Genomic DNA, 20,581 nt, shown 5'->3' on the forward strand with positions numbered 1-20,581 from the left:
GCCTCTCAACCGGCGGAGAAGGGCTGGGTGGCGGCGGGGCGCCCTTCGGAATCGAGGCGGATCGCCTCGATCCGCGCCTGGGCCGCGTCGAGCCGCTCGGCACATTTGCGGCGCAGCTGGTCGCCGCGCTCGTACAGGTCGATCGCCTCCTGCAGCGCCGCCTCGCCGCTTTCGAGGCGGCTCACGATTCGTTCGAGTTCCTTCAGGGCTTCCTCGAAGGAAAGCCCGGCGATCTGCGCGTCCTCTGCCATGGCGCCGCTATGCGGCAGCGGGGCGGGGGATTGCAACCGGGTGACGCATTAATGGACCGTTTCAGGCGGGCAGGACCTCGGCGACCAGATCCTTGCGGCTCAGCTTGCCGATCATCGTCTTGGGCAGGCTGAGGCGCACCACCACCTCGTCGACCCGCTCATGCTTGCCGAGTTGCGGATTGAGCCAGGCGCGGATCGCCTCGCCGGTGTCGGTGGCATCCTCGTGCAGCGTGACATAGGCCCGCGGCATCTCGCCATGATAGGGATCGGGAATGCCGATCACGAGCGCCTCCTTCACCGCCGGGTGATGGTAGAGCACCGCCTCGATCTGGCTGGGGAAGACCTTGAAGCCGCCGACGGCGATCATGTCCTTCAGCCGGTCGACGATGCGGATGAAACCGTCCTCGTCGATCGTCGCGACGTCGCCGGTGCGCAGCCAATGATCGTCGACGAACACCTTGGCATCGGCATCGGGTCGGTTCCAATAGCCCTTCATGATCTGCGGGCCGGACACGACCAGCTCGCCGGGCTCGCCCGGCGGCACCGGGCGGGTCGGATCCTCCTTGTCGACCAGACGGACGCGGGTCGACCGGATCGGCTGGCCGATCGTACCGGGCTTGTTCAGCGCCTCATAGGGATTGCACGACACCACGCCCGAGCTTTCGGACAGGCCATAGCCCTCGACCAGGCGCGCGCCGGTCGCATCCTCGAATCGCGCCTTGAGTTCTGCCGCCAGCGGGGCGCCACCCGAAATGCAGAAGCGGACTGACTGGAAATCGGCGCGGGCCATGCCCGGCGTGTCGAGCAGCGCCTGGTACATGGTCGGTACGCCGGGAAGGGCGGTCGGGCGGGTGCGGCGCAGCGCGGCCAGCGTCTGCTTGGCGTTGAAGCGCGGCAGCATCACGATCTCGCCGCCGGTCACGACGGTGCGGTTCAGCACGCAGGTATTGGCGAAGACGTGGAAGAAGGGCAGCACGCCCATGATCCGGTCGACGCCCTCGCCGGCGCCGGGATCGAGCCGGGCGACCTGGCGGGCATTGGCCGACAGATTCTGGTGCGTCAGCATCGCTCCCTTGGGCGTGCCGGTGGTGCCGCCGGTATATTGGATCAGCGCCAGGTCACGCTCGGGATCGAGCGCAGGCGAGTCGCAGAGGCCGTCGTTGCGGATCAGCTCCGAGAAGGCCGAGATGCGCGGATCGGCCGGGCGCGGCGCCACCTCGCTGCCGCGGAACAGGCGGTAGAAGAGCGACTTGGCCGTCGGCAGCGCCCCCGCGACCGATCCGACGACAAGCCGTTCGAGATGGCTCTTTTCCAGCACCGCGAGCGCGGTCGGGAGGAGGGCGGTGGCCGAGATGGTGAAGAGCAGCTTCGTGCCCGAATCGGCCACCTGCTGCGACAGCTCGTCGACCGTGTAGAGCGGCGAGAAGTTCACCACCGTCGCGCCCAGTTTCAGGATGCCGTAATAGGCAGCGACATAATGCGGGACGTTGGGGAGGAACAGGCCGATCCGGTCGCCCGGGCCATAGCCCATCGCCTTCAGGCCGCAGGCGACGCGGTTCGCCCCGTCCATCGTCTCGCCATAGCTGTATTTGCGACCCAGGAAATCGAGCAGCGGCGCATCGGGATGGGCGGTGGCGCTGGCTTCGAACAGGTCGACCATCGACAGCGGCGGAAGGACCTGGTCCCAGGGACCGGGGTGGAGATAGGCGGTGCGCCAGGCCGTTTCGGGGTCGCTCATTTACACAGGTGTAAGCAACGACGGCAGGGGCCGCAAGTCGATCAGCGACCGAGCTTCGAAGTCCAGGTATAGAGGAAGGAGAAGCCGATCATGCCGATGTTGACCGCAGCCTGCATCTTGTGCGGGTTCGCGTCCTGACGGTCGTGCGTCAGGATTTCGATGCGCGCCTGATGGGACGGTGCGGACCATGCCGCGAGCAGGAACGCTGCGGCGACCGCGATCACGATGAACTTTCGACGGCCCCTTTCCATGGCAAGTTGCATACGCCTGTGCAGGCTATCCCGCAAGGCACCAACCCGTCCGAAATTGCGCGATCGTAACAAAGCCGACTATGCCGCCTTGCGATTTGCGGCATCGCGGACCCGGTCGCGTCCGGCCGATTTGGCCTCGAACAGCGCGCGGTCGGCACCGCGATAGAGCGACTTCCACTCCGCCTCGGTTTGCAAGGGACCGCTGCAGGTGCCGATGCTGGCGGTGACCCGGACGCCGAACGGCATGCGGGTGCTGCGCAGGCGGGCAAGGATCGTCTCAGCCTCGACCTTTTCGTCGGGGCTGGCGAGGATCGCGAACTCCTCGCCCCCCATCCGCGCCACCAGCGCGCCGGTCGGGACGGCATTGCGCAGCAGCCGGGCGAAGACGCGCAGCACCTCGTCGCCGCCGTCATGGCCCAGCGTGTCATTGACCCGCTTGAAATGGTCGAGATCGGCGATCTGCAGCACCTGTTCGCCCGGGCGGCCGATCGCCTGCTCCAGAAACGCGCGGCGGTTGAGCAGTCCGGTCAGCGGGTCGATATCGGCCAGGCGACGGGCATATTCCTCACCCTCCCTCGCGCGGTCGCGCTCGCGGCTGAGCAGGCGGATGCGGTAGGCGATGGCAACGCTGGAGAGCAGGGCCTCGGCTGCCATCGCGAAGATCGTCGAATTGTCGAGCCAGAAGCTCCACGGGATCAGATGGAGGTTGCCGAGCATGCGCAGGATCGCGGCGATGATCGGCGCGCCCCAGGCGATGGCGAACAGCCAGAGATAGTTGCTGCGCGACCGCCACGCCCGCCAGAGGGTCGGCAGGACGACGAGCGCGAGCCCCGTGAACACGCAGGTGAAGATCTGGTCCGCGATCCTGATCGTCACCTCCGGCGCCAGCAGGAACATCACTCCGGCCCCAGCCATCAGCGCCGCGACCACCTCTGCCGTCCGGCCTAGCCAGCCGCGATAGATGCGGCTTTCGAAGAAGGTTCGGGCGAACATGATCGCGGCGGCGCCCAGCGCCCCCAGCAGCAGATAATTCAGTCGGATTCGATCATTGTTGGCGATGTCGGGCAACAGCCAGACAAGCGCACCGGAGGAGGTCACGCAATAGCCCAGCAGCCCGGCTGTCATCGCGCTGTACCAGAGCTGGAACCGGTGCCGCATCGCGGCCCACAGCGCCAGATTATACACCAGCAGGGCCAGGCACAGTCCCATGAACCCGGCATAGAGCGTCGCCATCAGCAGGTTCGCTCGGACACTCTGTGCCTGAGTCGCGAGCCGCGGGCCGAGGATGATCCCGCGCATATTGGCCGCGCCGCGCACATGCCACAAAATGCGGGTGACCGGCGCCGCCGGGTCACCCAGCGCATGTTCCGCGATCGCACCCAGCTGAAGCCATGGCGCAATGCCGCGGCGGTCGCTGCGGACGGTCGTCACCCGCCCGCCGTCATGAAGCAGGTGGATGTCGATCCCCGACTGCCACAGGCTCGCCCAGCGAATGGCGAGCGGCTGGCCGGCGCGCGTGCGGTTGCCGATGTCCTCGCTGATGACCCAGAAGTCGCCTGCCCCCAGCAGATGCTGCTGCGTGTCGCAGTCGAACCGCGCCGGCTGGCGGATCAGTATGGCGGGATCCATCCCGCCGCTGTCGCGCAGGACGCAGACCTGGAGCGCCTCCCCCGAGTTCCGCTGCGCCGCTGCCGGCGCGGCCGTCAGCAGTCCGGCGCAGAACAGCCAGGCGCCAATCGCCAGGATCAGTCGGACTCCCATGGCAGGGGTGCTAGCGCACCAATCGTAACATCGGGTTAAATCGGGCTGGTTACTGCAGAAAATCGCAGGATGACCGCACGCTTCGGGGGGTTTTGTTATCGCGCCGCATCCGTCTAAAGCGCCGGCAGCAGTTTCGGGAGCAGGCATGACGGATGGCGAAAAGCAGGCGGTGACTCCGCAGGTCGCGAGCACGCGGCTGGACGTGGTCGACGTGCTGCGCGGATTCGCGCTGGCGGGGCTGTTCCTCGTCCATATGGTGGAAAGCTACGAGCTGTACTGGGCGCATCCCGACAAGAGCCGGCTGGTCGATGCGGTCTATCTGTTGTTGATGGGCAAGTCGTTCACCCTGCTGGCACTGTGCTTCGGGTTCAGCTTCTTCATCCTCATGGACCGGGCGGCCAAACGCGGGGTCGACTTCACTCGCCGCTTCGCCTGGCGGCTGCTGGTGCTGGCCGGGATCGGCTATCTCCACGGGCTGATCTATCGCGGCGACATCATCATGGTGCTGGCCGGGATGGGCTTCCTGCTGCTGCTGGCGCACCGGGTGAAGAACAACCGCCTGCTGATCGCGCTCGCGGTCTTCTGTTTCCTCGGGCCCACGCTGATCGTCCAGTTCCTTGCCGCCAATGCCGGTGCCGCCTGGGCCAATCAGGCGGCCGGGTCGTCGGTCGATCCCGGGATGCCGGTCTATATTTCGGGCACATGGCTCGATGTGCTCAGGGTCAATCTGTGGCCCGGCCAGGTGCCGAAATTCCTGTTCTTCATCGAATATGGCCGCCTGCCGCAGATCTTCGGCCTCTACCTGCTCGGAATGGTGCTGGGTCGGATCGGCTTCTTCGAGCGGCCCGGCGCTTTCTGGAAGGGGCGGGCGATCGCGTTGGCGGCGGCGGTCGCACTGACGCTGGCATTGTATTTCGCACGCGAGCCGCTGCGCCTGCTGGCTGGCTCGATGGGCTATAATCCCGGCGCGCAGCGGGCCTTGTGGACGCTGACCGGCGTCTGGCTCGATCTGGCCGCGACCGCCGTCTGGGCGCTGCTGCTGATCGCCCTGTGGCAGGGCTGGGGCCGGCGTCTGCTGAGCGTCTTCGCGCCGATGGGCCGGCTGACGCTGACCTTCTACATCGCCCAGTCGGCGGTCTTCGTGCCGGTCTTCTACGGCTTCGGCCTGGGCGTGCATGACGATTGGGACGCGGCGACCCGCTTCTGGGTCGGCATCACCGCGATCATCGCGCAGATCCTGCTCGCGAAATGGTGGCTCGCTCGGTTCCAGTACGGCCCGATCGAGTGGCTGTGGCGCGCGGCGACCTATACGAGCTGGAAGGTGCCGTTCCGGAAAAAGCCCGCGGTTGCCTGAGCGCCGCTATCGGTAGCGAGCCCTTGGCTGACGCGCTCAGCGGCGCTTGAGCGCTACCAGAGTCCGGTCGAGCGCCTGCAGGAAGCTCGACCGGTCGGTCTTCGAGAAGGGAGCGGGGCCGCCCAGTTGCTCGCCGCCGGCGCGCAGGTCAGCCATGATCGCGCGCGTCGCGATGGCGCTGCCGATCGAATTGGCGGTGAACGGCTTGCCGGTGGGAGCGAGCACCGTCGCCCCGGCCTTCAGCGCGCGATCCGCCAGCAGGATGTCCGCGGTGATCACCACTGCGTCCGGGCTCGACTGCTCGGCGATCCAGTCGTCCGCCGCGTCGAACCCGTCGCTGACCGTCACCCGGTCGAGCAGCGGATGCTGCGGGATTCGCAGCCAGCTGTTCGCGACCAGGGTCACGGGCACCTCATGGCGCCAGGCGACCTTGTAGATCTCTTCCTTCACCGGACAGGCGTCGGCATCGACCAGGACGCGCAGGCTCACTGGGGGCGCGGACCCTTGCGAAACGGCTTGGCATGGTGGCGCGGCGGGCCGCCGGCCGGGCGGCTGGGGCCGGACGGGCGATGCGGCCGGTGATTGCCGCTCGGCCGGTTCGGTCCGTTGCGCTGCGGGCGGCCGCCATCCTCGCCGGGGCCGGTGGCCGACGGCTCGATGCGGACGCCATTCTCGTCCTCGCCATGTTCGTCCGCAGTACGCAGCAGCGCAGCGCTGAACTTTGCGGCGATCGCGGTCGGGACCTGGAAATAGGTCTCGCTGGGGCCGATGCGGATCGCGCCGATCTCGTTCTTCGTGATGTGGCCGCGGCGGCACAGCAGCGGCAGGATCCAGCGCGGATCGGCATTCTGGCGACGGCCGATGTCCATCCGGAACCAGCTGACCTGGTCGAAGCCGGGGCGGTGGAGCGACTGGCGCTCTTCGCGATTGTCCGAATGCGAGCGCTCGAGCAATTCCTCGGGCTCGGGCAGCTTGCCGCGATAGGAATGGACCAGCGCTGCCGCGATCTCCTCGGGGCTGCGCTCGGCGAGCAGGCGCTCACCCAGTGCGCGATCTTCCTCGTCATACTCGATCGGCTCGAGCAACGTGGTCAGCAGCCGCTCGCGGTCCTGCGCGCGGATCGTCTCCGGCGTGGGCGGGTCGATCCATTCGAACGCGATGCGCGCGCCGCGCAGCACCTGCTCGACGCGGCGGCGCCGCGGATAGGGGACGATCAGGACGGCGGTGCCCTTCTTGCCCGCGCGGCCGGTGCGGCCCGAACGGTGCTGAAGCGTCTCGGCATCGCGCGGCAGCTCGACATGGACCACCAGGCTGAGCGTCGGCAGATCGATGCCGCGGGCCGCCACGTCGGTGGCGACGCAGACGCGGGCGCGGCGGTCGCGCAGCGCCTGGAGCGCATGGTTGCGCTCGGACTGAGAATGCTCGCCCGACAGGGCGACCGCGGCAAAGCCGCGCTCGACCAGCGTCGCGTGCAACCGGCGGACATTGTCGCGCGTGGCGCAGAACAGGATCGCGGTCTCCGCCTCGTGGAAGCGCAGCAGGTTGATCACGACATGCTCGATGTCCGACGGGCTGACCGGCACCGCCTGGTACGAGATGTCGCCATGCCCGCGATCCTCGCCGACGGTCGAGATGCGCAGTGCGTCGCGCTGATAGCGGCGGGCAAGCGCGACGATCGGCTTGGGCATCGTTGCCGAGAACAACAGGGTGCGGCGCTCGGACGGGGTCGCGTCGAGAATCTCTTCCAGATCCTCGCGGAAGCCCATGTCGAGCATCTCGTCGGCTTCGTCGAGCACGGCGACGCGCAGCGCCGACAGGTCGAGCGCGCCGCGCTCGAGATGGTCGCGAAGGCGGCCCGGCGTGCCGACGACGATATGCGCACCGTGGCTCAGGTTGCGGCGCTCCTTCGACGCGTCCATCCCGCCGACGCAGGTCGCGATGCGCGCACCGGCATTGCCGTACAGCCACATCAGCTCGCGACTGACCTGCAGCGCCAGTTCGCGGGTCGGCGCGATGATCAGCGCCAGCGGCTCGCGGCTGGGCTCGACGCGGTCGCCCTGCAGCAGCTCGGCGGCCATGGCCAGGCCGAAGGCGACGGTCTTGCCGGAGCCCGTCTGCGCGGACACGATGAGGTCGCGGCCCACTGCCTCGGGCTCGAGCACGGCGGCCTGGACGGGGGTGGGCGCGGAATAGCCGCGCGCGGATAGCGCTTCGCCGAGAAGCGCGGGGAGGGACTCGAATGTCATGGAACCGCCCACATGGGCGCATGAAGGCGCAAGGGCAAGACTGAACTTTCCCTTAGGGCACGCAGCGACCCCGTTTCCTCCCCCGGAGCCGCAGGCTCCTGGGGAGGAGAGGGTGCTTTTGGAGGTTACACCGCCTGACCCGCGGCGACGCCGCTGGCCCAGGCCCATTGGAAATTGTAGCCGCCGAGCCAGCCGGTCACGTCGACCGCTTCGCCGATCGCGTAGAGACCGGGAACCTTGCGGGCCTCCATCGTCTGCGAGCTGAGCCCCGCGGTGTCGATGCCGCCGACGGTGACCTCGGCCTTGGCGAAGCCCTCGGTGCCATTGGGGCGGAAGGCCCAGGCGGCGAGGCGCTTCTCGGCCTCGGCCAGCGCGCGGTCCGGGCTGTTGGCGAGTTCCTGTGCCAGACCTAAGCGATCGGCCAGCGTCTCGGCCAGCCGGCCCGGCAGCGCTTCGTCAAGCAGCTTGCGCAGTGTCGTGCGCGGGCGGGCCTTCTTTGCGGCGATCAGCCAGCCCGGTGCCGCAGCGGGGAGGAAGTCGATGGCGATCGGTTCGCCGTGTCGCCAATAGCTCGACACCTGGAGGATCGCGGGGCCGGACAGGCCGCGATGGGTGAACAGCGCCGCCTCGCGGAAGCGCGCCTTGCCGGCGGCGGCGACGACGTCGGTCGACACGCCGGAGAGATCGCGGAACAGCGCCTCCTCGCCGCTGAGCGTCAGCGGGACCAGCGCCGGGCGCGGCTCGACGACCTTCAGGCCGAAGCGGCGGGCGAGATCATAGGCGAAGCCGGTTGCCCCCATCTTCGGGATCGACGGCCCGCCGGTGGCGATGACCAGCGACCGTGCCTGTGCATCGCCGACGCGGAACCGGCCATCGGCATGATCGATCTCGCCAACCGAACGCCCGGTGACGATCTCGACCGATCCGCGCTCGCACTCATCGAGCAGCATGTCGACGACCTGCCGCGCCGATCCGTCGCAGAACAGCTGGCCCAGCGTCTTTTCATGCCAGGCGATGCGGTGGCGCTCGACCAGGTCGAGAAAGTCCTGTGCGGTGTAGCGGCTGAGCGCGGACTTGGCGAAATGCGGGTTCTGCGACAGGTAGCGATCGGGCGCGGTGCCGATATTGGTGAAGTTGCACCGCCCGCCACCCGAGATCAGGATCTTCTTCCCTACCCGGTCGGCATGATCGAGCAGCAGCACCCGCCGCCCGCGCTGGCCGGCGATCGCCGCGCACATCAGCCCCGCGGCGCCGCCGCCGAGGATGATCGCATCATAGAAACGGGGTGCGGGCACCGATTATGGGTGTCAGCGCAGCTTGGCGATGTTCAGGCCGTCGAGCTTGGCGCGATCCTTGACCGACTCCTCGCTGCGGGTCAGCGCCTTGGCGATCGCCTTCAGCGCCATGCCCTTCTTCGCCAGCGTGTGCAGCTTCTGGATCTCGTCGGGGCGCCAGGGCTGGCGGTGGCGTTCGAATTTCTCGCTCATCGCACGTCCTTAGCGCAGCGCGGCGATCCAATCGAGACAGGCTTTCGCGACATCCTCCCAGCCGGGCTCGTTCAGCAGGAAGTGCGACCGTGCGCCCAGGTCGAGATAGTCGGTCCGTGCCGCCGAGCGACGCTGGATGGCGAAGGCGGCGCGCGACAAATGGGGCGTGACCAGCCGGTCGAGGCTGCTGCCGGTGATCAGCAGCGGCTGGGTGCGTCGGCGCGAGTCGATGCGTGTGCCGATGCCGGTCGCCGCCTGATAGAAGATGCGGCCGGGTGCAGGAATGACGAAGCTGTCCCAGGCGTCATCGGACTGGGCGCGCGGCGCGCCATTGGCGAAGCGACGGTACCAGCGGTCGCGGGTAAAGGCATAGGAGCGGTTCCAGCCCCCCGGCCGCAGCACGATCGGCAGGATCGCGCCGATCGGGACGGGGCTTGGCACGATTCCGCCGATCGGCACCGGGTTGATCGCCAGCCCGGCGCGGCCGACCCCGCGATCGAGCAGCATCTGGGTCAGCAGTCCGCCAAAGCTGTGACCGAGCAGGATCGCGCCGGGCGGAATCTGCTGCTGGAGATGGTCGGCGATGCGTCCGACGGTCAGGCCGCCGAAACCGGGCGGCGGGGCCGCGTTGATCTCCGCGGCGCTGCGTCCGGCAAGGCCGGGCCATGTCGGGAGGTGCACGACATGGCCCGCTTCCTCGAACGGTCGGCGGAATGCGTCCCAGCTGGCGATGGTCACCCAGGCGCCATGGATCAGGGCGATGTCCGCCATGACGGTCTCAGGCCGCCACCGGCTGGCGCATATCGGCGGTGGCGAAGGCGAGCAGATCGGCGTTGAACCGATCCTGCTCGGTCGCGGTCAGCCCGTGGGCGCCGCCCTGATAGATCTTCAGTTCGGATCCGGGGACCAGAGGATGCGCCTTCAGCGCCGCGGCACCGATCGGCACGATCTGGTCGTCGTCGCCATGGATGAACAGCGTCGGCACGTCGATCCGCCGAAGCCCGGCGGTGTAATCGACTTCCGAGAATTCGTGGATGCAGTCGAGCTGGCCCTTCAGCCCGCCCATCATCCCCTGCAGCCAGAAGCTCTCGCGCACGCCGTCGGAGATCGTCGCGCCGTCACGGTTATAGCCGTAGAAGGGGAGCGACAGGTCGCGGTAGAATTGCGAGCGGTCGTCGAACGTCCCCTTGCGGATGCCGTCGAACACCTCGATCGGCAGACCTTCCGGATTGGCATCGGTCTTCACCATCAGCGGCGGGACCGCCCCCACCAGCACCATCTTTGCGACGCGATCGGTGCCGTGGCGACCGACATAATGGGTGATCTCGCCGCCGCCGGTCGAATGGCCGACCAGGATGATGTCGCGCAGATCGAGCTGCTCGATCAGCGAGGCCAGGTCGTCGGCATAGCGGTCCATATGATTGCCGTCCCACGTCTGGTCGGACCGGCCATGGCTGCGGCGGTCATGGGCGATGACGCGGAAGCCGTGTCTGCCCATGAACACCATCTGCGCGTCCCAGGCGTCGGCGCTGAGCGGCCAGCCATGCGAGAACAGCACCGGCTGTCCGTTGCCGTGATCCTTGTAGAAGAGGTTCGTGCCATCGTCGGTCGTGATGAACGCCATGATCAGTCTCCTGTACGATCGTAAAACAGTGCCCGGACGGCGAAGAGGGGGCTGCCGTCCGGGCGTGCGCAGGGCGGGCCGGGGGTCAGGCCGCCCTGGAAATCGAGCGTATGCGCGCGGGCCGGGCGTTCTCGACTGCCCAGTCGAGCGCCAGGTCGGCGACTGCCTCCCAGCCCGGATCGATTCCGGTCCAGTGCGAACGGCCGGCAAGTTCGCGATACTCGGTCAGCGACGGCGCCTGGCGCTGCTTTTCGTAGATTGCCCGGACCATCGATGCGTCGGCGATCAGGTCGATCTCGCCCGAGATCATCAGCAGCGGCGCGCGCTTCGGGTTCTTCCAGTCGATCGGGATCTTGCCGACGACGCCGTTCCAATAGACGCGCCCCGGTGTGGGCACGATGTATCGGTCGTACATCGCATCCGCCTGATCCTCAGGCACCGTCTGGGCGAAACGCGTCCGGAAGAAGTGCCGCGACATCGTCTTCGCCTTGCGCCAGCTCAGCGGATCGAGAAACACCGGCAGTGCCGAGCGGATCGCATGCGGGCCCAGGCCGACGCCCGGGGTGGGGGCGGGGTTGATCGCCACGCCGGCGACGCCCAGGCCGCGGTCGAGCAGGTGCTGGACCACGACCGCGCCCAGCGAATGGCCGATCAGGATCGGCTCCTCCGGCAGGGTGCGGATGACATCCTGATAATGATCGATGATCTGACGCTGACCGAGAAACTTCAGCCGGGGATCGGGACTGGCGCGCAGCAGCGCGGGATCGCGGTCGTCATAGGGCCAGTCGGGTGTGACGACGCGGTAGCCTTGCGCCTCGTACCGCGCCTTGAAGCCTTCCCAGCTCTTCGAATTCAGCCAGGCGCCGTGGATGAGCATGATGGTCTTCGACATGGATCCAACCTTCCGCTGATCGGACGGTCATCCTGCTGATCCCGTCCATGTCCGCAGAGTGATCCGCATCGCTTCGACGCGATATTCTACGCGCAGTCGGCCGGTTCATCCGATGGTATGAGCGCGATGCCGGTCGGGCTTATCGGGATTTGGCGACGGCGGGCAGAACGACGATGAACCTGGCGCCGACATCGCCGTTCCGCGCGGTGATCGTGCCGCCATGCGCCTCCACGATGCTGCGGCAGATCGGCAGGCCCATGCCCATCCCGCTGGGCTTGGTGGTGTAGAAGCTCTCGAACAGCGCGCCGGGCGTCGGGCCCAGGCCGGGGCCGTTATCCTCGACGGTCAGTATCAGCGTGCCGTCTGGTCCGGCCGCAGTGGCGAGCCGCAGCTGCGGGTCGGCGGTTCCGGCCTCCGCCATCGCCTGGATCGCGTTGACCGTCAGGTTGACCAGCACCTGCTGAAGCTGGGTGCGGTCGGCAAGCGTGGCGGGCAGGTCGGGCGTCAGATGCCGCTCGACCATCACCAGTCGCCCCTGAAGCTCATGGCCGAGGAACAGCAGCGCCTCTTCGACCACCGAGTTCAGCGACAGCGCCAGGCGTTCGGGATCGCGTCGTTCGGCCATCGCGCGCACCCGGGCGATGATGTCGCCGGCGCGGCGCGCATCGGCGACGATCCGCTCGGCCAGCCCGCGAACCTCGCCCAGATCCGGCTCATCGCTTGCCAGCCAGCGTGAGGCGGCCGACCCGCTGGTGGCGATCGCCGCCAGGGGCTGGTTGACCTCATGCGCGATCGAGGCGGTCAGCTCGCCCAGCATCGAGACCCGCGCGGCATGGGCGAATTCGGACTGGACCCGGCGCAGCGCCGCTTCCGCCGCGCGGCGGGCGGTCACATCGATGACGCCGATCAGCATCACGCCCCGCTTGCGATTTTCGGGCGACAGCGAGACGGTGAACAGCGCGTCGAACTGGCTGCCGTCGAGCCGGTTCAGCCGCGTTTCCGACACCAGCCAGGGCTGGCGCGTCATCGTCGCGACCAGCGACTCGATATAGACGGGCTCGCTCTCGCGCGGCCAGAAGGCAGCGATCGGGTGGCCGCGCATCTGATCCATTTCGGTCGCTCCGAACAGTTCGAGCGCCTTGGGATTGAGGTCGCCGACGACCGCGTGGTTCATCGTCTCGCGTACGAAATCGCGGTTGGCGTGGAGATAGGCATGGAGGTCGGTCACGCCCTGGTCGCGCAGCGGGATCAGCATCTGACCGACGCCGGTGAAGTCGACTTCCCAGAAACCGACCGCCATCGCCTGGAACATGTTGCGATAGCGATATTCGCTCATTCGCAGCGCGTCCTCGGCGGTCTTGCGACCGGTGATGTCGCGCGCGGTTTCGATGATCCGCACCACCCCGCCCGCCGCATCGCGCTCGACCGTCCAGCGAACGTCGAGGATGCGCGGTTCGCCTCCCGCGGTCGTCCGGGCAAGCTCGCCCTCCCAGCGCCCCTGTTCGTGCAGGACGGTTTCGAGCTCGGCGAGCGGACGTTCATGCCGGGTCTGGACCAAGGCCTGAAAGTCGCGGCCGAGTGCGTCTGCCGCCGCCATGCCGTAAAGCTGTTCGCTCGCGCGGTTCCAGGACAGGACGCGTCCCTGCGCATCGCGCGTCACGATGCTTTCATGCACCAGGTCGAGAATGTCGGGCGGCGTGTCCACGCCCGTTCTTGTCCGTCAGGGCGGCTCAGGAGTCCAGCGCCTGGCGCAGGCAGGCCTCGAGCAGATCGGTGTCGAACGGCTTTCGCAACACCCGGCCGATCCCGGCCGCCTTTGCGCGCGTCTCGATCCCCTGCTCGGTCCGTGCGGTCACCAGGATGACCGGCAATCGTCCGCGCAGCTGCGTCGCCAGTTCGATCCCGTCGATGCCGGGCAGTTGATAGTCGGACACGAGGCAGTCGGCACGGGCGCATGCATCGCCGGCGAGGAACGCTTCGGCGGAGACGAAGCCTTCGCCCTCGTAACCGAGCGAGCGAACGAAACCGATCAGCGCGGGACGAAGCGACTCGTCGTCCTCGACGATGGCGATCAGGGGTTTGGCGGGCACGCGACCGGACTTTCTGTACGACTGGGCGGCTTGACCGTCGCCTTGTGCCGCGCTTGTGCGCCTTGCCGGCGTCGAGCGATATAACGCGATAGTGTTAGGGGCTTTTACGGGTCTCAGGCGTTCGAGAGGCCCAGTTTTCCGGCCATCCGAACCAGATCGGGAAGCGTGCGGGCGCCCATCTTGCGCATGGCGGCGCCGCGGTGGATCTTTACCGTGACTTCGCTGAGATCGAGATCATAGGCGACCTGCTTGTTGAGCTTGCCGGCGGTGACCAGCGTCATCACCTGCCGCTCGCGCGGCGACAGGGTCGCGTATAGCTGACGCAGGCCGGCGTCGTCGCTGGCCTCGGCGCGGCGGCGGGCGTCGCGCTCCACCGCGGTCGCGACTGCGTCGAGCATGTCCTGGTCGCGGAACGGCTTGACCAGGAAATCGACCGCGCCCGCCTTCATCGCACGGACACTCATCGGGATGTCGCCATGACCGCTCATCAGGATCGCGGGGAGGGAGATGCCGAGTTCGTCGAGCCGGTCCTGGAAATCCAGGCCGCTGATGCCCGGCATCCGGACATCGAGCACCAGGCAACCGGGCGCGTCCTCCCGCTCCGCCGCCAGGAAGTCGGCGACCGAGGCGTGGCCGCGGGCCTGCAGGCCGACCGAGCGGAACAGACTCTCGAGCGCCGCGCGTAGTGACGCGTCGTCATCGACGATATGGATGATCGCGTTGTCAGCCACGCGTGTTGAATAAAGCCGCCTCGGCTTGGCTGCAACATCGCGAAGCTTCCGCAATGCATCCATAGCGGTTAAATCCGGGATGGCCGAGCCATCCTCCCGGCGTAGAAAGGGCGTGGCATGCTGATCGCGCAGATAACCGACACCCATCTCGGCTTCGGACCGGTCGGGCAGGACTATAACGAGACCCGCCTGCTGCGCGTGCTGGAGGAGATCGTCGACGGTCCGAACCGGCCCGACCTGATGCTGGTCACCGGTGACCTGACCGAGCATGGTGACGCGGCCAGCTATCGCCGCCTTGGAGACCTGTTCGCGCGCTGTCCCTTTCCCTGCCATGTCCTGCCGGGCAATCATGACGACCGGACCGCGCTGTCGCGCGCCTTTCCCGATGTGCCGACGCCGGGCGGCTTCGTCCAATATGCGGTCGACGGGCTTGCGGGGCTGCGCATCCTGATGCTCGACACGACCGAGCCCGGCCGGACCGGCGGCGCCTTTTGCGCGGCGCGGGCGAGCTGGCTGCGCGACCGGCTGGACGAGGCGCCCGACACGCCCACCCTGATCGCGATGCATCATCCGCCGATCGATGTCGGGATCGAGTGGATCCGCACCGATGGCCGGGAGGCCTGGGTGCGCCGCTTCGCCGATGCGATCGAGGGCCATGGCCAGGTGCGGGCGATCCTGAGCGGTCATGTCCATCGCCCGATCGTCAGCAGCTGGCACGGCGCGACCGCGATCATCTGCCCGGCGACGGCGCCGGGAGCCGCGCTGGACCTGCGCCCGATGGCGATCGACACGCCGGACCAGCGCGCGCTGGTCGTCGCCGATCGGCCCGGCTACGCGCTGCACCGCTGGCACGGGGAGATGCTGACCAGCTTCTTCGCCTTTGCCGAGGATGCGGCCCCGATCGGCCGGTTCGATGCCCGGATGCAGCCGATGATCCGCGCCATGGCGGCCGAGCGCAACGCCGGCTGAGCGCCTAGCGGCGGCGGATCACCAGGTTGCGGATCTCGGTCATGTCCTGAATCGCGAAGCGGACGCCTTCGCGGCCCAGCCCCGATTCCTTCACCCCGCCATAGGGCATGTTGTCGACCCGGTAGCTCGGCACGTCGTTGACGATCACGCCGCCGACCTCCAGCCGGTCCCAGGCGTCGAGGACCTGGAACAGGTCGCGGGTGAAGATGCCCGCCTGCAGGCCGAACTTGCTGTCGTTGACGATGTGTAATGCCTGCTCGAACGTGTCGAACGGGATCAGGAAGGCGGCGGGGCCGAACGCTTCCTCGCGGTTGAGCTTGGTGTCGTTCGGCACGCCTTCCAGCAGCGTCGCCTCGAGCATCGCGCCCTCGCGCTTGCCGCCACACAACAGGGTCGCGCCGGCGCTGACGGCATCCTGGATCCAGCCGTCGAGGCGCGCCGCTTCCTTTTCGGAGATCATCGGCCCGATGAAGGTGTCGCGGTCCTTGGGATCACCGGCGACCAGCGTCTTCGTCTTCGCCACCAGCATGTCGCGGAAGCGGTCATAGATTTCGCGGTGGATCAGGATGCGCTGAACGCCGATGCAGGACTGGCCCGACTGGTAGAAGGCGCCGAAGATCGTCCGATCGAGCGCGTCGTCCAGATCGGCGTCGCGGTCGACGATCACTGCGGCGTTGCCGCCCAGCTCGAGCACGACCTTCTTGCGGCCTGCCTTCGCCTTCAGGTCCCAGCCGACGGCAGCCGATCCGGTGAAGCTGAGCAGCTTGAGCCGATCGTCGGTGGTGAACAGGTCGGCGCCCTCGCGGTGCGCCGGCAGGATCGAGAAGGCGCCCTTGGGCAGGTCGGTCTCGGCAAGCACCTCGCCCATGATGATCGCGCCGAGCGGCGTGCGGCTGGCGGGCTTCATCACGAACGGGCAGCCTGCGGCGATGGCGGGCGCGACCTTGTGCGCCGCGAGGTTGAGCGGGAAATTGAACGGCGAGATGAAGCTGCACGGGCCGATCGGCACGCGCCGCCACATGCCCTGATAGCCCTTCGCCCGCGCCGAGATGTCGAGCGGCTGGACCTCGCCGGTGATCCGAACCGATTCCTCGGCGGCGATGCGGAAGGTGTCGATGAGGCGGGCGACCTCGCCTTCCGAATCCTTGATCGGCTTGCCCGCCTCGACGCACAGGGCGTAGGCGAGCTCTTCGGAGCGTTCGGTGAAGCGGTCGACGCAGTGCTGCAGAACCGCCTGGCGCCGATAGCTGGGCAGGCGCGCCATCGGCTCGGCCGCGGCGACCGCCCCGGCAATGCCGGCATCGATGATATCGGGCGTCGCCATCGCGACGCGGAACGCGACCTCGCCGGTGAACTTGTCGGTCACTTCCAGATCCGCATTGGGGAAGTGCGCCTCGTTGTTGAGGTACAGCGGATAGCGGTCCTTGAGCCTGGTCATGGCGCTAGAGTGGTGCGCCGGTGCAGCGCCTGCAAGGCCGTGGACGCCGTCGCGGCATTGGGGCAGGCTCGGCGGCATGGAACTCGACGCCTATTTCGAACGGATCGGCTATTCGGGGCCGCGGACGCCCGATCTGGCGACGCTGACGGCGATGATGCATGCGCATGTCGGTGCGATCCCATTCGAGAATATCGACGTCCAGATGGGCGTGCGCAGCTCCACCGCGCTTCCGGGCATCTTCGACAAGCTGGTGACGCGCCGGCGGGGCGGCTGGTGCTATGAGAATAATGGCCTGTTCGGCTGGGCGCTGGGTGAGGTCGGCTTCGAGGTGCGGCGCGTCTCGGGCGGCGTCATGCGCATCGCGCGCGGCGATGCGGCGCTGGGCAATCACCTGACGCTGATCGTGACGATCGACGGCGCGCCCTGGCTGGTCGATGTCGGGTTCGGGGGATCGATGGCCGAGCCGATCACACTGGCGGCAGCGACCGGGGAACAGGCCCCCTTCGCCATTTCCCTGACGCAGCAGCCGGACGGCTATTGGCGGTTCGAGGAACGCTATGGCACCGCCGAGCCGTTCAGCTATGATTTCCTTGCCGATCCTGCCGACGAAGATCTGTTCTCACGCCAGTGCCTGACGCAGCAGACCGATGCTGGCTCGGTGTTCGTCCAGAATCTTGTGGTTCAGCAGCGCCAGGGCGACCGGCATGTCAGCTTGCGCGGGCGGGTCCTGCTGGAACGCTGGGCAGGCGGCCAGTCGATGCGACGGCTGGCGGACGAGCAGGCATTCGTCGCGATGCTGCGCGATCGGTTCGGCTTGGAGGTGCCGGGCGTGGAGCGGTTATGGCCCCGGGTCGTGGCGCGCCATGCCGAGCTGTTTCCGGACGAGGCGACCGAAGCGAGTCCCTAAAATGGAAACGGCCGGGGGCGATGCCCCGGCCGCTGCCTTGCCTGACGCGTGGGACGCGGCTTACTTCTTGAACGGATCCACGAAGCCATAGGTCTTGGCGTGGTCGATCACGCCTTCGGTCTCGCCCTCGACCTCTTCGCCGCGGCTGGCCGCTTCGCGCTCGGCGCGCAGCTGCTCGATCAGTGCCTCGCGGTCGCCTTCCAGGCGGCTGTCCGGCTGTGCCTCGATGCCGGCTGCCTTGGCAGCCTTGGCGACGATCGCGTCGAGCTCGCGCTGCGAGGTCAGGCCAAGCGTCACCGGGTCCTTCGGCACGATGTTGGCGATGTTCCAGTGGCTGCGATCGCGGATCGCGGCGATGGTGGTGCGGGTGGTGCCGATCAGCTTGCCGATCGCGCCGTCCGAGATTTCCGGATGGTGGCGCAGGATCCAGGCGATGCCGTCCGGCTTGTCCTGGCGCTTCGACACCGGGGTGTAGCGCGGGCCCTTGGTGCGGCGGACCTGTTCGGGCCCCTTCAGCATCTTGAGCTTGTAGTTGGGATCGGCCTGACCCTTCTCGATCTCGTCCATCGTCAGTTCGTGCGCGCGGACGGGATCGCGGCCGGTCAGCTTGGTGGCGGCGGTGTCGTCGGCAATCGCCTGGACTTCGAGAATGTGAAGGCCACAGAATTCCGCGATCTGGTCGAACGACAGCGAAGTATTGTCGACCAGCCAGGAAGCGGTCGCATGCGGCATCAGCGGCTGGGCCACGGGACGTCTCCGAAACAGCGTAAAACAATAAGGGCCGCCCCTTCCGGAGCGGCCGTCTAGCGGACCGATCTAGTCTGCATTGCCCGCCGGGGCAAGGATTTTGGGCGGCTCGACCCTGTCAGGCTGCTTCCGCCTCTTCCCCGATCGGGCACAGGGCGTGCAGGAACTGCGCCGCGCTGGCTTCCCAGGTGAAGCTGCGGCCATATCGGGCACAGGCATCGCGGTCGCGCGTCAGCGCCTCGGCGATCGCGCTGGTCAGGTCGGTATCGAGCGCGCCGGTTTCGGGCGTAACGATGTCGATCGGCCCGGTGACGGGATAGGCGGCGACCGGCGTGCCGCAGGCCAGCGCCTCGATTATCACCAGCCCGAACGTATCGGTCCGGCTTGGGAACACGAACACATCGGCAGTGCCATAGGCCGATGCCAGTTCCTCGCCGAACATCGCGCCCAGGAATTTCGCATCGGGATAGCGGGCGGCCAGCGAAGCGCGGGCCGGGCCATCGCCGATCACCACCCTGGTGCCCGGATGATCGGTCTTGAGAAAGGCTTCGAGGTTCTTCTCGACTGCGACCCGGCCGACATAGAGCTGAAGCGGCCGCGGGAGATCGGCCATGGCCGGATGCCGCGCCAGGCCGGCGCGGAAATTGGCCAGGTCCACGCCGCGACCCCAATGCTTCACCTGCGGCAGCTTGTGGTCGATCAGCGACTGGCGGATCGACGGGGTCGAGGCCAGGATCGCGTAGCTGGGGCCGTGGAACCAGCGAATATAGCGCCAGATCCATTCCGCCGGCACGCCCGACCGCGCCGAGACATAGTCGGGGAACTGGGTGTGATAGGCAGTGGTGAAGGGCTGGTCGTGGCGCAGGCACCAGCGCCGCGCGGCGACGCACAGCGGTCCTTCGGTCGCGAGGTGGATCGCATTGGGCTGGAACGCCTCCAGCATCGCGCCGACGCTGCCGGTGCTGGCCAGCGCCAGGCGGATCTCGGGATAGGTCGGGCAGGGAAGCGAACGGAACAGGTCGGGAGAGATTACGAGTACGCTGTGGCCATGCGCCTCGAGCACCTCGCGGACCGCCTGGAGGGTGCGGACCACGCCGTTGACCTGGGGTTCCCAAGCGTCGGTGACGATGGCGATGCGCACGGGCGGATGCTCGGTCAGGCCGCCGCCCGCGCCTCCGCTTCCCTGGGTCTCTCCCGTGCCGCTACTTCGTCCGCCCAGTGCAGTATCTCCATCCGGCCGTCGAAATGCTCGACCAATGCCGTGCAGCCTTCGACCCAGTCACCATCATTATAGTATTCAACGCCCTGGATCGACCGCATATCCGCAGCATGGATATGGCCAGCGACGACGCCGTCGACGCCTCGAGCGCCGGCTTCGCGCGCGACGATCTCCTCGAACTTGGAAATGAATTCGACCGCATTCTTGACCTTGGCCTTGGCGTATTTGCTGATCGACCAATAGGGCAGGCCCATCCGCGCCCGCGCCCAGTTGAGCCCGCGGTTGAGCGCCATCATCATTTCATAGGCAGCGTCGCCCAGATAGGCGAGCCAGCGGTGCGACAGCATGACCGCGTCGAATTCGTCGCCATGCATGACCAGCAGGCGGCGTCCGTCGGTGGTCTCGTGGATCGCGGTGCGGTGGATCTCCACCCCGCCGAAGCTCAGGCCCGAGAACTGGCGGAACATCTCGTCATGATTGCCGGGGACATAGATGATCCGCGTGCCGCGATTCGCCCGCTTCAAGACGCGCCAGACGATATCGTTATGCGTTGCCGGCCAGTAGAGCTTCTTCTTCAGCCGCCAGCCGTCGATGATGTCGCCGACCAGGTACAGCGTCTCGCTGTCGACATGGTCGAGAAAGTCGATGAGCAGTTCGGCAGCGCAACCGCGCGTGCCAAGATGGACGTCCGAAATCCAGATCGCGCGATAGCGTCGCCGATCGGTGATCCGCTCAGGAATCGAGGGAGTCGAAGCAGAAAAGTCCGCCGGATCCAGCCCGAACGGAAGCCTGGTGATCGTCGCCATGTCTGCGAACCCCAGAGTTACCCTTGCCCTGGCAGCCCTATGGCAATGAATTGTTACAACTCGAATCGTC

General features: G+C 67.5%; 21 protein-coding genes. 3 read left to right on the forward strand and 18 right to left on the reverse strand.

Annotation, left to right across the window (positions count from 1 at the left end):
* Nucleotides 1-5 precede the first annotated feature (5 nt).
* The 4 genes from ACZ1H8_RS14120 to ACZ1H8_RS14135 form a co-directional block, all read right to left on the reverse strand.
* Nucleotides 6-251 (reverse strand): exodeoxyribonuclease VII small subunit, encoded by a 246-nt coding sequence (locus ACZ1H8_RS14120; RefSeq protein WP_110152387.1) that lies wholly within the window; start codon nt 249-251, stop codon nt 6-8.
* Between the two features lie 61 nt (nt 252-312).
* Entirely contained in the window at nt 313-1,989 is a 1,677-nt protein-coding gene (locus tag ACZ1H8_RS14125) for a long-chain-fatty-acid--CoA ligase (RefSeq protein WP_465177812.1), read from the reverse strand.
* 41 nt (nt 1,990-2,030) lie between these two features.
* Nucleotides 2,031-2,213, reverse strand: coding sequence for a hypothetical protein (locus ACZ1H8_RS14130; protein ID WP_465177813.1), 183 nt, complete (start codon nt 2,211-2,213; stop codon nt 2,031-2,033).
* A gap of 105 nt (nt 2,214-2,318) precedes the next feature.
* Nucleotides 2,319-4,001 (reverse strand): GGDEF domain-containing protein, encoded by a 1,683-nt coding sequence (locus ACZ1H8_RS14135; RefSeq protein WP_465177814.1) that lies wholly within the window; start codon nt 3,999-4,001, stop codon nt 2,319-2,321.
* A 145-nt stretch (nt 4,002-4,146) separates the two neighbouring features.
* On the opposite strand from ACZ1H8_RS14135, the gene ACZ1H8_RS14140 reads away from it, so the two are divergent.
* Entirely contained in the window at nt 4,147-5,355 is a 1,209-nt protein-coding gene (locus tag ACZ1H8_RS14140; protein ID WP_465177815.1) for a DUF418 domain-containing protein, read from the forward strand.
* Between the two features lie 36 nt (nt 5,356-5,391).
* Here ACZ1H8_RS14140 and ACZ1H8_RS14145 read toward each other — a convergent pair whose 3' ends face one another.
* The 10 genes from ACZ1H8_RS14145 to ACZ1H8_RS14190 all read right to left on the reverse strand — a co-directional run bounded on the left by ACZ1H8_RS14145 (nt 5,392) and on the right by ACZ1H8_RS14190 (nt 14,425).
* On the reverse strand, nt 5,392-5,838 hold the full coding sequence (locus ACZ1H8_RS14145; protein WP_465181400.1) for a YaiI/YqxD family protein: 447 nt from the start codon (nt 5,836-5,838) through the stop codon (nt 5,392-5,394).
* 2 nt (nt 5,839-5,840) lie between these two features.
* Nucleotides 5,841-7,601, reverse strand: a complete 1,761-nt coding sequence (locus ACZ1H8_RS14150; RefSeq protein ID WP_465177816.1) for a DEAD/DEAH box helicase — start codon at nt 7,599-7,601, stop codon at nt 5,841-5,843.
* 125 nt (nt 7,602-7,726) lie between these two features.
* Entirely contained in the window at nt 7,727-8,839 is a 1,113-nt protein-coding gene (locus ACZ1H8_RS14155; protein ID WP_465181401.1) for a BaiN/RdsA family NAD(P)/FAD-dependent oxidoreductase, read from the reverse strand.
* 69 nt (nt 8,840-8,908) lie between these two features.
* Nucleotides 8,909-9,088 (reverse strand): hypothetical protein, encoded by a 180-nt coding sequence (locus ACZ1H8_RS14160; protein WP_110152382.1) that lies wholly within the window; start codon nt 9,086-9,088, stop codon nt 8,909-8,911.
* Between the two features lie 9 nt (nt 9,089-9,097).
* Entirely contained in the window at nt 9,098-9,859 is a 762-nt protein-coding gene (locus ACZ1H8_RS14165) for an alpha/beta hydrolase (RefSeq protein ID WP_465177817.1), read from the reverse strand.
* Nucleotides 9,860-9,866: 7 nt separating this feature from the next.
* The gene (locus ACZ1H8_RS14170) at nt 9,867-10,712 is read right to left on the reverse strand and encodes an alpha/beta fold hydrolase (protein WP_465177818.1); all 846 of its coding nucleotides are present in this window, start codon (nt 10,710-10,712) and stop codon (nt 9,867-9,869) included.
* A gap of 85 nt (nt 10,713-10,797) precedes the next feature.
* Nucleotides 10,798-11,604 (reverse strand): alpha/beta hydrolase, encoded by an 807-nt coding sequence (locus ACZ1H8_RS14175; RefSeq protein WP_465177819.1) that lies wholly within the window; start codon nt 11,602-11,604, stop codon nt 10,798-10,800.
* A 139-nt stretch (nt 11,605-11,743) separates the two neighbouring features.
* A complete protein-coding gene (locus ACZ1H8_RS14180) occupies nt 11,744-13,309 on the reverse strand; it encodes a PAS domain-containing sensor histidine kinase (protein ID WP_465177820.1) in 1,566 nt (521 codons plus the stop codon).
* Nucleotides 13,310-13,334: 25 nt separating this feature from the next.
* The gene (locus ACZ1H8_RS14185; protein WP_465177821.1) at nt 13,335-13,694 is read right to left on the reverse strand and encodes a response regulator; all 360 of its coding nucleotides are present in this window, start codon (nt 13,692-13,694) and stop codon (nt 13,335-13,337) included.
* Nucleotides 13,695-13,807: 113 nt separating this feature from the next.
* A complete protein-coding gene (locus ACZ1H8_RS14190; protein WP_465177822.1) occupies nt 13,808-14,425 on the reverse strand; it encodes a response regulator transcription factor in 618 nt (205 codons plus the stop codon).
* A gap of 117 nt (nt 14,426-14,542) precedes the next feature.
* Between ACZ1H8_RS14190 and ACZ1H8_RS14195 the strand changes: the two genes are divergently transcribed.
* A complete protein-coding gene (locus tag ACZ1H8_RS14195) occupies nt 14,543-15,394 on the forward strand; it encodes a phosphodiesterase (protein WP_465177824.1) in 852 nt (283 codons plus the stop codon).
* 4 nt (nt 15,395-15,398) lie between these two features.
* Here ACZ1H8_RS14195 and ACZ1H8_RS14200 read toward each other — a convergent pair whose 3' ends face one another.
* Nucleotides 15,399-16,832, reverse strand: coding sequence for an aldehyde dehydrogenase family protein (locus ACZ1H8_RS14200; RefSeq protein WP_465177825.1), 1,434 nt, complete (start codon nt 16,830-16,832; stop codon nt 15,399-15,401).
* Nucleotides 16,833-16,908: 76 nt separating this feature from the next.
* On the opposite strand from ACZ1H8_RS14200, the gene ACZ1H8_RS14205 reads away from it, so the two are divergent.
* Nucleotides 16,909-17,739, forward strand: a complete 831-nt coding sequence (locus ACZ1H8_RS14205; RefSeq protein WP_465177826.1) for an arylamine N-acetyltransferase family protein — start codon at nt 16,909-16,911, stop codon at nt 17,737-17,739.
* 60 nt (nt 17,740-17,799) lie between these two features.
* Here ACZ1H8_RS14205 and ACZ1H8_RS14210 read toward each other — a convergent pair whose 3' ends face one another.
* The 3 genes from ACZ1H8_RS14210 to ACZ1H8_RS14220 form a co-directional block, all read right to left on the reverse strand.
* Nucleotides 17,800-18,471, reverse strand: coding sequence for a cell cycle transcriptional regulator TrcR (locus ACZ1H8_RS14210; RefSeq protein WP_465181402.1), 672 nt, complete (start codon nt 18,469-18,471; stop codon nt 17,800-17,802).
* Nucleotides 18,472-18,604: 133 nt separating this feature from the next.
* Complete coding sequence (locus ACZ1H8_RS14215; RefSeq protein ID WP_465177827.1) at nt 18,605-19,627, reverse strand: glycosyltransferase family 4 protein; 1,023 nt, start codon at nt 19,625-19,627, stop codon at nt 18,605-18,607.
* A gap of 14 nt (nt 19,628-19,641) precedes the next feature.
* Nucleotides 19,642-20,511: a UDP-2,3-diacylglucosamine diphosphatase gene (locus ACZ1H8_RS14220; protein WP_465177828.1), complete on the reverse strand. Its 870-nt coding sequence runs from the start codon at nt 20,509-20,511 to the stop codon at nt 19,642-19,644.
* Nucleotides 20,512-20,581: the final 70 nt, after the last annotated feature.

It is taken from the genome of Sphingomonas sp. BL-S-25 (assembly GCF_055521555.1).